Raw genomic sequence first — 11,278 nt, 5'->3', positions numbered from 1 at the left:
TGCCGCAGCACGCTCTGCCGCAGCCCCCCCGGCCGCAACTGGGGGGCGGCAACCCGCGGTTCCCACAAGGACGAGGAGCGCAGTCGCCACAACCAGCCGACGATGCGGTCCAGAGCCCCGACCATGATTCCATGTGATCATCAAAGCGTCCTTGCCGGGCATTTCCCCGTCCCGGGAGGCATATCCGTCCCGGCCATCGTAGTTGGCGCTGCCGTACTGTTGTGCTGTTGTCATGTCAATCCCTGCAATCCGATTGAATAATCTTCCCATAAGGGAACAAGGCGTTCCACGTCCTGGCCCGCATGAATATTCCGGTACCCGTAGTGTTTGAGGCCCCTGGGCGGTGCGGTGACTTCGTTACCGCACCGCCCAGGTCACACTCGTCGCCATTGACACGGTGCGAATGAACGTGGGGACCACTATCTGGCCACCCGCGAGGCCCTCCGCGTGGCCATTACCGATGACTTCTTCAGTCTCATAGACACAGGAAGCCGGTGGAGATCCGAGGCATCAAGGGGATTATCGCCGCACGCTATGGCCTTTGGATCAGTGGACCCAGGACGTCGCGGATACGTGGGCTGACGAATGGACCTGTTGGGTAGGAGACCAACGGTCTCCGTGAGCGCACCGTGAAGCCGTCCTGCCCTGGGCCGGTAATCCCGGTAGGTCCGTATTCCCGGGTCAACTGATTGTTAATGGCGACGATTGGGGTGACTCGGACCGCGTTGGGCGCCTTGCCATCGAACCGCACGTTACCGAAGTTCACCTCGAGATCGGTTGGCCAGGTTGCTTCGATGGAGGAGCTCTTAGGTCTTTCGACAATCACTTCGGCGGACAGGTTGCGGCTGTGTGGAGCGGTCTTGACGAGAGTGCGGCTCCCACCTCGTGTTTCGTTGGAGATGAACAGTACGTAGGTGTGGGTGTCGATCGGATTCGCGGCGATGACAGCCGTGATCAAATCTCCCGGGAAAACTGGAAGGCCTAAACTTTGCTGTTTCGTGTCACGGCCGCCGTCGACTACCTCCCAGAACGCATCCTGGCTGGCGTAGATGGTGGCCGGGTAATCCCCGGTAATGCATGTCGCGGCGGTTCCGATCTGCACCAGACTCTCTTGATCGCTGGTGTTGAAGCCACCCAATCCGACCCAGACGCCGACCGAGTTGGTGGATGGGCTGCCGCAAGAGAACTTCGGCTGGATCCAGGATGCCTCGACACGGCGCATGGGACCGACATTACGGGTATCGCTGACCTGAGCGTAGCCAGCCCAGTTGGAGTAAACCCCGCCGAGGTCAACGTCGTCGATCTGCACCCATGAGTCCACACCGGGCGCCAAGTACCCGACAAAGACGATTGCTGACGTGTTGGGGCCGGAGTTGAACTCGGTTGAAAGGTACTGATATGCGGCCGGGTTCGCCCCGGCAGGACCATAGCGGACTTCGTTCAGTATGGTCCTGTTATCGCCGGAGCGTGCCCCGAGGTAACCGCCATCGAAGTTTCCGGACGTGCGTACCCATGCGCTGAGCGCATAGGTTGTGTTTGGGGTCACCTTGACCACCTGGGTTATGGAGTTCCACTGCCGGCTGGCGGCTCGTATCCAGGCGTTGTTACGTCCGGTGTTTTCCAATCCGATCCCGACGTCTACACCTTTTGGATCAATGCCTTCGAAGCCCCACGGAGCGGCGATGGCCCGAGTGGTTTGGCTTTCGAACCCCGAGTCCTTGACTATTCCGCCGACCTTGGCGGATGCCGAATGCGAGAAGGGGAGCGTTACCAGTACCGCCGCACCGACGGTCAACATCGCGAGAATGGACGTCGCTCGCCGCCGGTTAAATCTTCTCAAAACGATCCTCGATCCTGTCCGAGCGGTTCCACCCGCCGACCAGACGTCCGTTCCGGACTTTGTCGACATTGCGGGCTGTCGAACTTAGAGCGACCGGCGATGGTTCAAGCGGACAGCACGATGATGTCGTCGATCTGCATAAATTCCGGTGAATTGACACCCCAGAATCCCGCGAACAGGGTGACTGAGGTGTTGTCAGCGGATTTGAATCGTACGTTGATGCGCTGATACAACCCGGATGAGTCCGATCCAAAATGTGATTCCTTCGGGGGCCATACCCCTGGAAGTCGGACTCCGAAGAACGCCGTGTTGACCCGGCTGTTGGGATGGAACTTGAAGAAGCCGATCACCTCGTACTCGGTGTTCGGTCTCACCGGGATTGGCTGGACCAGCGCATTCCACCCCTGACCTCCATTGCTTATGATGGCGAACCGAGAACCGGAGTGCGACCCGCTCGGCGCGGTGGCGATTACTTTCGAGCTGGCACCTTCGGTCAACCATGGCGACGAAATGCTCTGGCCGCGCTGGCCTTCGAATCCTCCATCCAACACCTGGTTTCGGTAAACTTTTACATCGATGTTCCACGCACCGAAGTTGTCCCAGTCCTGGGGATCGTTGATTCGCAGGTCGAATGTGCCGAAGGTGCCCACCTGCAGGCAACGCTGGTTCTGCATGACTTCGAACGACGAGAAGGCATTGAACCGCCCGACCAAGCTGTTCTGATTCAGCCCAGGCGCCGGATAGCCAGCCGGAGCCGCCTGACGCGGCTGGACCCCACCGGGCGTGACCCAGTTCCAGCCCTCGGCGGGCTGCCACCACCACCCTGTAGTCGAGACCTCGTCGGTCGAACGCGGCGTGATCCTTACCACATCGCCGGGTCGGAGTTGTTGTCCGTCGCTCGGGAAGGTTGTTCCCCGCCCACCTGCCAGCTGCAGGGTGGCTCGCTGATCTGGGTTCGTGTTCTGCTGGCAGCGGGCCAGCGCGGTGGTAGGTGGTACCGCGTCGCCGGGCGCCGCCTGCGCAGAAACAGCGTTGGTAGCGACGATCAAAGCTATGGCGACCAGCAACAGGAATCGGCGCCGGAGACGTCGGACGGGTATGGCGGCTTGCCTGGGACGAGGATCTGGGTATGGTCTGCCATCGCCGAGCCCGGCCTTTCCTACGCGCATGAGCACTCCTTCCATCAAGTGCACTCGACCGGGACGTCCGGTCAGGAAATCGGATCGGCTCGACGCTACGGAGCGGTGTTTGTATTCCGGTGGCGATGCGGTTGCGGACGTCAACCGGCTCGCTTCCACTGATCTGCAGCCGGGTTGCAGTCGGATTGCAACCCGGCTGCAGGATTGTCCTGGCTGCCCGCGCGCAGGCATGCCCAGCAAAGCGACTGCGTGTGCAGCGGTGCCGGCCTTCGGCTGGTGGACCATACGGGTGACGGGCAGGCCGGAATCCGGGTCGGTGGCAGGTGAGGATGTGACGGACACGTGGCCGCAGGCCGCTGGGTGGTCGGCGTGCTGATAGTGCTGGCGGGCCTGGCAGCGGTCGCAGCCGGAATCGTCGGTGTGGCTGTCGCCGTACATGCGCAGGCTGCTGCCGTCACCGAAGCAGGGGTTGACGACGCTCGGGTGACCAAGGGCGTGTTGCTGGTGGTCGGTGGGCTGTTCGGGTCTGTCGCCGGCGGTCAGGTCTGTCGTTCCGCGCGCCACCGTGGCCGGTTGAGCCGGCGCGGTCGTGTCCTGTTCACCGGCGGGTATCTGCTCGTCGCCGCCGGCCTGGCGGTGGTCGCGCGGCACAATTCCGTCGGGGGTTTCTCTGTCGGTTTCGGCCTGCAGGCCCTCGGTGCGATCGCGGTGGGAACCGGTGGGAACGCGGTGCGGCGGGATTCCGGCCCGCCGTCATCTCACGAGCTGTCGGGCCATTGAGGGCAGGTACTGCGGTAGGGTTCGCCGGGCCGGTAGCGGTCCCACTCCGCCCGGGTGAGGTTACGCCCCGCGATCCGGCAGGCGGTCGCCGTCCAGCGCTCGATGGTGACGTCCCAGAGCTGGGCAGACCCCTCGGAGGTTCCGACCACCGCGGTCGCGCCGTCCGGACTGCGCGCAAGGGAATAGACACCGTGCGGCTGGGACAGGGGTTCGCCGATCGGCGCGAGGGTGGCGGCGTCCCACAGCTGCGCATCGCCGTTCGCACCGGCATCGTTCGCCGTCATCACGACGCTGCCATCGCGCAGGAACTCGATCCCGGCGGTACTCGGCGTCTGCAGAGTCCGCCGCACGGCCCCGGTGTGCACGTCCCAGAACTCGACGACACCGGCCGCGACTGTTCCATAGCCGATTGCGACTATTGCGTTGTCCGGTGAGAACGCGACCGCAGGCGGTCCGCTGGCAGCCAGCCGCTGTGACCACTGCGGGTGGCCGGTGGCGGCATCGAACAGGGTGACGGTGCGGCCGGGGATGTCCTCGACCGCAAGCCAGCGCCCGTCGTGGCTGAACGTGGGATACAGATCGGCCGGAATGTCGGGGTGGGGCACGCCCGCCGGGGCCAGCTGGCCGACGCGATGGGGCACCCGGGGGTTGTCGACGTCCCACAGCAGGACGGAATCGCCGATGGCCACAGCGATCCGCCCTCCCGCCGGACTCCACGCGACAGCGCGACTGCTCCCGGCCGGTTGGACGCCTGGGAGCACCGCCAGGCCGACCCCGCGGGCCCGGTCCCACAGCCGAACGACTCCGTCCTGTCCGGCGGCGACAAGCAGGCCTCCGTCCGGGCTGAACGCGACGGGGGCCGTGACGGCGCCGTCGAGTAGGCGTCCCTTCGGAGCTCCGGTGGCCGTGTCCCACCGCAGGACCTGCCCGTCATCCAGGCCCGCAGTGACGACTTCGGTGCTGTCGGGGATGAAGGTGCCCGTGACACGGCCGTGGTGGCCGGTCAGGGTCGAGCCCAACGGTGCGGCGGCGGTGTCCAGGCGCCAGATGTCAGCCTCGGCCACGCCGCTGACGATCAGCTGGCCATCGGACAGGAAGGCAGCCGGGGTGGTCGCGCGATTGTGGACGGCGAGGACTGCGACCTGCCGGCCCGAAGGCAGGTCGAACACCCGGATGACATCGGCCCCGTCGTGGACCGCGAGACGACGACCGTCACCACTGATCAGCATGCCGGGAGCGGCCGCGGTGAGGCCGGTCAGCGGCGCCTGCCGCGGCTGCCCGCTGTCGACGTCCCACAGCACCACACGGTCACCAAGCGTGGTAGGCAGCGCGGCACCATCGGGCGCGAAAAAGCCGGGTGCACCGGGCAGGTCCCGGATGACCGTTGCGGTGTGGGCGTCCCACACCCGGGTCGATGCGCCGCCGAAGACTCCCGCGGCAAGCCGACTGCCATCCGCATTGATCGGGACGATCGGGATGTCACCGGGTTTCGCCGGGAACCGCAGCGACGGCCCGACCTGCCGCGGCGCGTCGGGGACGGAGCGGTCCCACAGGACGACCTGCCCGTCGTTGCTGATCGCGAACAGCCGGGAGGGGTCGGTCGGGTCGAACTGCCCGTAGGCCAGGCCGTCGCCGGCCCGGATCGGCGCTCCGACCGGCATGCCGCCGGCGACGTCCCAGACGACGACAATCCCGTCGTTCCCGCCGACGGCGAGCAACCGCGCATCCGCGCTGAAGACGGCGAGTTGGCGGCTGGTGGGCCAGCGCAGCGTGCGCTGGATCCGGCCGGCGCGCAGATCCCACACCTGGATCGTGCCGTCCTGCCCGGGGACGGCGAGAAGCCGCCCGTCCCGGCTCACCGACGGGGGGAGCACGGCCGGCAGCAGACCGTGTACATCGAAACGGATGACCCGGTCGAGGCCGGCAGGCGTGTGGGCGAGCGCGCTCTGCAGGCCCCCCTCGGTGTCCCGGGACGGCCCGAGCCGGTAGCTCTCCACCCCGAGCAGCAACGCCAGATCGACCTGGTCGGCGCCGAGGCTGGCCGCCAACGTCGCCAGCCGGCCGGCCTGCGCCGTCCGGCTGGCCGCTTGGGCCAGCCGGGCCTGATGGCTGGCCGTCGTGCGCTGCGAGACCGCCACCACCGTGGCGGCCACAGCGACCACGAGCAGCGCGGCCAGCACGGAGGCCAGCGACCGCAGCCGCCGGGCGGTCCGCCGGCTGGTACGCAGGAGATGTTCCTCGGCGACGACGGAGGCTGCCAGGAACGACCGTTCCAGCGGGTTGGCGTCACCTGGATGTGCCTGCGCCCACTCCTGCGCGGCCTGCAGCCGGGGGCCACGGTAAAGATCGCCGGGATGCCGGCCAGCCGCATGCCAGGCGCCGGCAGCCTCGGTGAGACCGCGGTGAATGCGGCGCCCGTCACGGTCGGCTTCCAGCCAAGCCCGCAGCCGCGGCCATTCCCGCAGCAACGCCTCGTGCGCGACCTCCACCGTGTCACCGTCGGCGATGACCAGCCGCCGCTCGATCAAAACTGCCAGGACAGCCTCCGCCCGCGGACCGGCGGCCAGCTCGGACCGTGGCGCGCGGCGCCGCAGATCGTCCCCGTCCTGGCCCGGGATGGCCAGCCGCAGCAACACTCGTCGGGCGGTCGCCTGACCCTCCTGGTCAAGGCTGTCGTAGACGCCGTCGGCGAGCCGGGTCAACGCCCCCGCCACACCGCCGGCCGCACGGTAGCCGGCCACCCGCAGCGTCCGACCGTCGCGGCGCTCCCAAGTCGCCAACAGCGCCGTCGACAGCAACGGCAGCGCCCCGGGCTCCTGGCGGGTATCGGCCACCACCGCCTCGGCGAAACCGTTCTCAAGCTCCAGCCCGGCGACCTGAGCGGGTTTCTCGATCGCTTGGCGCAACTCCTCGTCGCTCATCGGGCCGACCAGCACGGTGTTACCAGCGACGAGGCGGGCCAGCGCCGGGTAGCGGGCGAACTGACCGTAGTAGTCGGCACGTACCGTGAGCACGACGCGCAGGCGCCCGTCGCCTCGTTCCACGGCGCCGACCAGCCGGTCGATCAATTCCTCCCGGCTGTCCCGGGTCCCCATGGTGATCGCTTCTTCGAACTGGTCCAGGACGATCAGCTCCTGCCCCGCACCGGCACCGTCGAGGTCCAGCGCGGGCAGGTCGACCACGCCGGTCCGTACCACCCGGATCCGCCAGGTGTCACTGCCCGGCAACACGCCCGCACGCAGCGCCGGCACCAACCCGGCGCGTACCACCGACGACTTCCCGCTACCCGACGGACCCACCACCACCAGCAGCGGCGCGGCCACGCACCGGGTCACCAGCTGCGCGATGAGCCGTTCCCGACCGAAGAAGTACGCGGCGTCAGGTTCGTCGAAACGCGCCAGTCCCTTGTACGGGCAGACCACGCCCGCTGTGCCGCCCGCCGTGCCGCCCGCCGTGCCACCGTCCCGACCGGTGGAGTCGCCCGCCGGTGCGGTGGAGTCGCCCGGCGTGATGATGCGACGGGTCCGTACCCGTTGCAGGGCGAGAACATCAGCGACCAACGCATCCTCGGCCGTGGCCAGGTCCCGCTGGCCGGTCTCCACCCGTTCGGCTGTCCGCCCGACCCGCTCACCGGCGCGGGCCGCCACCCAGCCAGCCGCATCCGCGTGCACCCGCGCCGGCACACCACCAGAGGACACGGCCACCGCCGCAGCCGCCACCGGCAGATCGTCACCGCTGACATAACCGGCCACCACCGCCCTGACCTGCTCGTCCCCGAGCGGACCGAGCCGCAGCACACCCTGCGCACCATGCACACCCTGCGCACTGCCAACGCCGAGTGGTCGCTGCGCCTGCCCGCCACCGGGTCGGACGGTGACCACGACAAGCACCGGTAAGCGGGCGGTCGCCGCCGCCAACCGCTCCACCACGCCCGGATCCACTCCCGCGGGGTCGTCCAGGACCACCAACACCGGGCGCTCCGCCGCGATCTGCGTGAGTACCTCGACAGCCACCGCATCCCGCACCACCGCATCCCGCACCACCACGCCACCGCGGGCGGCCACTCGGCGGGCGAACTCCGCCACCAGCCGGCGGGCGCCCATCCCCGCGTCACCCTCGACGACGACAACCCCACCGGTCTCCGCGCCGACGGCCTGCCCCCATACCCGCTCGAGCGACCGCAGCTCCGCCTCCCGCCCGACCAGCGGGTTATGGTCACCACCCAGCCCGGCCGGCAGGCCCTGCGCGGGCACGGCAGCCGGCAGCAGGCTGGGTCGGGCGGCCAGGATCGCCGTGTTCAGCTCCTGCAGCTGCGGTCCTGGCTCCACCGCGAGCTCGTCCACCAGCCGGGCACGAGCGGCGCGGTAGGCCGCCAGCGCCTCCGCCTGCCGCCCCGACTCGTAGAGCGCGATCATCAGCTGGCCCCACAGCCGTTCCCGTAACGGATGCTCGGCCACCAAGCGCTGCAGCTCACCGACCAGATCTGAGGCACGACCGAGCGCGAACGCCGCATCCACGCGATCAGCGACCGCCGCCAGCCGTAGCTCCGCAAGCCGGCCACGGTCGGCCACCGCGAACCCGGCATCGCCCAGATCCTGGTAGGCATCCCCCCGCCATAACCCCAGCGCACGCTCCAACCGGGCAAGCCCGAGCTCGGGGGCACCGGCCGTCAGCGCCAGCCGCGCCTGCCCGACAAGCCGCTCGAACAGTGCCGCGTCCACAGCATCGTCGTCGGCCCGCAGGGTGTACCCGGACGCCACCGTGACCAGGACCGTCGATCCCGATGGCGGGCGGTCCGGCTCCAGCAGCCCACGGAGCCGGGAAATGTAGCTGTGTAACGTTTTGTTCGCCGACGGCGGCGCTGCCGCAGCCCACACCCCGTCCACCAGCCGTGGCAGCGACACGACCCGGTTACGCTCCGACAGTAGCAAACCGAGCAGCGCCCGCTCCCGCGGGCCCCGCAACGCCACCAGCCGGCCGTCCCGACGAACCTCCAAGGACCCCAGCACCCCGAACCACAGACCGGGCACAGTGTCGGCGGTGACCTCCCCGGCAGGCCGACGCGAGGCAACCGCCGATTCCTGCTGATCCTCCGACTCGCAGGCCGTACTACCCGCGTCGCTACCCGCGTCCCCCTGAGCCATAGTCGGCTGCCCCTCCACCGCCCACACTCGCTCACTCGACGGGGAGCAAACAGATAGATGCCCTCCGCAGTCGGACCCTCCCATCCTGCCAGCTACGTCCGCTAGCCCGCCGGCTAACCGTCGTGAACAGGACAGGTAGGTCCGCCACCACCAGCCCCGACCTGTCGAAACGTCAGCCGCCGGCGAGCCGCGGCGTTACACCTACAGCGAACAGCAGAACCTACGGCGAACAGCAGAAACGGTGGCGGGCGTGAGCTCGTCGGGCACGGTCTCAGGAGGGGTCAGTCGCGGCGCAGCGTCACGCCCTGCGCGTTGAAGAAGAAGCCGCCGGCGGTCACGATGGCCCGGCGGGCGTCGGGGACCTGACGCTCCCCGGCCAGGCCCTGGAGCTGATGCACCGCCTCCCGGACGTGACCCGAACCCTGCGTACCGCCTTCGGACAACGCCCCGCCGTGGGGGTTCACCGGGACCCGACCGTTGATCAGAATACGGTTGGTCTTGTCGTCCCAGTGTTCCTTGATGAAGTGGCCCGCCTCGCCGGGGCCGCAGTAGCCGACGTTCTCCAACCAGTTCAGCGTGATGATGGTGAAACCGTCATAGGGAAAGTAGACGTCGGCGTCGTCGATCCAGAAGTCGCTCTTCGCCTTGAGGGTTTCCACAACGACCTGCTGCCCGTGCTGGCGGAGGCTGGGGGTCTGATCCTCCTCGTGCCTGTCCACCATGCCCAGTGCCGCGGCCTGGACGAGAACCGGCGGGTGCGGTAGGTCGCGGGCCCGCTCGGCGGTCGTGACCACGAACGCGTCCGCACCGTCCACCGGAACATCCATGTCGAGCATGCACAGCGGCCAACGGATCATGCGTGCGGACAGGTAGTCGTCCATTGTCAGGGGTTTATGCATGGCCGCCGCCGGGTTGGCAGCGGCGTTCGTGCGGCCGTTGATGGCGACGTAGCCGAAATGTTCCTTCGGGACGCCGTACTCATACATGTACCGCGACGCCCAGGCGGTGTATCCGACTCCACCGAAGATCGTCTCCGGCCCGGGCGAGACACCGGGGCTCAGGGGTCGGCGGAACGGATCCTTCAGCGCGGACGCGGTGCTCCACGCCTCCCGGTAGGCGGCGTGATAGACGAGTGCGACCTCGCACAGCCCGCTGTGCACCGCACTCACGGCGGCGGAGAGCTGGTTCACGAACGGGATCACCGGTTCGGCGAACCAGCTGATCTCAGGAATGCCGAGAATCGTCTGCAGCTCGGGAGCCGGCGGCGTCGAGCCGGAGATGCCGTCGACGTCGGCCGCGGTCAGCCCGCAGTCACGCAGCACCTGGATGCATGCCTGTGCCGCATAGGACGCACGGCTGCGCTCGGTGTTGCGGGGCTGGAAGCCGGTGGTGGCCGCCGCGGCGATGGCCACCTTGTCCTTCATCGGGTTACGACTGCTGATCATCGTCCGGCCTCCGTTACCGCCGCGGTGGTGCTGGTGCCCGCGGCGCTGCTGCCTGCGGTGGTGCTGGCCAGGCGGAACACCGGGAGCGGCGTGCCGGAGCGTTCAATCCAGTCGAGTTCAACCCGCTCCGCGATGCGGATCGCGTCACCCGCGGCCCCGACGACCGTGCTGGTGAACCGCAGCCCCTCCTGCTCGTCGAGCGCGACCGTGATCAGCGGATAGGGGGTGGAGTAGTCCACACCTTCGGCCGGCGGCCCCTGGTGCAGGAAGACGGTCATGAAGATGCTCCCCTGCCCCGAGACCTCGGTGGGCACGATGTTCCACGACCAGCACGCGGGACACACGGGCTTGGGTGGGTGTCGCCAGGTGCCGCAGTCGCCACAACGGTTGATCACCAGTCGATGCGCGAGCCGGCCCCGGTAGTGCGCCGCATTGTCGCGGGTCAGGGTATGCCCCGGGAACCGGGTCACCAGTTCCTCGTCGCTGATCAGCTCGTCCATCCGACCTTCCCTCCGTCACGCGGTCCACGGTCCACGATCCACGCAGCCCACCGCCCACAATACGGTTATCCAGGTTAAACGAATAGACCGCTTATCGATCACGGCCGGAGACCGCAGAGATCTGGGCCGCGTCCCACCGGTTCATCCGCCGTCCGCCGTCCGCGACGGCAGCGACTCAGAAGGGCGGTGGTTCCGGGACGGGCGGTGGTTCCGGAGCGGGCGGTGGTTCCGGAGCGGGTGGCGGTTCTGGGGTGGTCTGCGGTTCCGGGTGGGGTTCGGGTTCGGTCTGGTAGACCCGCAGTTCCGGACTCGTCCAGATCACCGTGCCCGTTTCGGTCACCTCGACCGTCCAGGTCCCGTCATGCTTCAACCGGTGATGATGCCGGCATAGCGTCAGGAGATTGCCTGCCTCGGTGGTGCCACCCTCGGT

The 11,278-nt window shown here is 68.1% G+C and carries 6 protein-coding genes and 1 pseudogene; 1 reads left to right on the top strand and 6 read right to left on the bottom strand.

Going from position 1 to position 11,278, the window contains the following annotated elements; genetic code table 11:
- Window positions 1-532: 532 nt before the first annotated feature.
- The gene (locus U9978_RS10245) at window positions 533-1,798 is read right to left on the bottom strand and encodes a G1 family glutamic endopeptidase (RefSeq protein WP_322760847.1); all 1,266 of its coding nucleotides are present in this window, start codon (window positions 1,796-1,798) and stop codon (window positions 533-535) included.
- Window positions 1,799-1,944: 146 nt separating this feature from the next.
- Window positions 1,945-2,709: a hypothetical protein gene (locus tag U9978_RS10240; protein WP_322760846.1), complete on the bottom strand. Its 765-nt coding sequence runs from the start codon at window positions 2,707-2,709 to the stop codon at window positions 1,945-1,947.
- A gap of 612 nt (window positions 2,710-3,321) precedes the next feature.
- Here U9978_RS10240 and U9978_RS10235 point away from each other — a divergent pair.
- Window positions 3,322-3,759: a hypothetical protein gene (locus tag U9978_RS10235; RefSeq protein ID WP_322760845.1), complete on the top strand. Its 438-nt coding sequence runs from the start codon at window positions 3,322-3,324 to the stop codon at window positions 3,757-3,759.
- On the opposite strand, the gene U9978_RS10230 is transcribed toward U9978_RS10235, so the two are convergent.
- From U9978_RS10230 to U9978_RS10215, 4 genes and pseudogenes are all read right to left on the bottom strand, one after another.
- On the bottom strand, window positions 3,738-8,903 hold the full coding sequence (locus U9978_RS10230; protein ID WP_322760844.1) for a BTAD domain-containing putative transcriptional regulator: 5,166 nt from the start codon (window positions 8,901-8,903) through the stop codon (window positions 3,738-3,740). The two genes, U9978_RS10235 and U9978_RS10230, sit on opposite strands and share 22 nt — an antisense overlap.
- A gap of 281 nt (window positions 8,904-9,184) precedes the next feature.
- A complete protein-coding gene (locus tag U9978_RS10225) occupies window positions 9,185-10,348 on the bottom strand; it encodes a thiolase C-terminal domain-containing protein (RefSeq protein WP_322760843.1) in 1,164 nt (387 codons plus the stop codon).
- Window positions 10,345-10,848 (bottom strand): Zn-ribbon domain-containing OB-fold protein, encoded by a 504-nt coding sequence (locus U9978_RS10220; protein ID WP_322760842.1) that lies wholly within the window; start codon window positions 10,846-10,848, stop codon window positions 10,345-10,347. Before U9978_RS10220 ends, U9978_RS10225 begins: the two co-directional genes overlap by 4 nt.
- Window positions 10,849-11,023: 175 nt before the next feature.
- Window positions 11,024-11,278 (bottom strand): annotated as a pseudogene (locus U9978_RS10215) (HNH endonuclease signature motif containing protein); the annotation flags it as partial.

Origin of the sequence: Protofrankia sp. Cr2 (genome assembly GCF_963555885.1) — a bacterium.
Classification (GTDB): Bacteria; Actinomycetota; Actinomycetes; order Frankiales; family Frankiaceae; genus Protofrankia.
This window is presented reverse-complemented; position numbering and strand designations above follow the sequence as displayed.

Coding starts and splice junctions, on each gene's coding strand:
- U9978_RS10245 (WP_322760847.1), bottom strand. CDS start 1,798: ATGTTGACCGTCGGTGCGGCGGTACTGGTAACGCTCCCCTTCTCGCAT.
- U9978_RS10230 (WP_322760844.1), bottom strand. CDS start 8,903: ATGGCTCAGGGGGACGCGGGTAGCGACGCGGGTAGTACGGCCTGCGAG.
- U9978_RS10225 (WP_322760843.1), bottom strand. CDS start 10,348: ATGATCAGCAGTCGTAACCCGATGAAGGACAAGGTGGCCATCGCCGCG.
- U9978_RS10220 (WP_322760842.1), bottom strand. CDS start 10,848: ATGGACGAGCTGATCAGCGACGAGGAACTGGTGACCCGGTTCCCGGGG.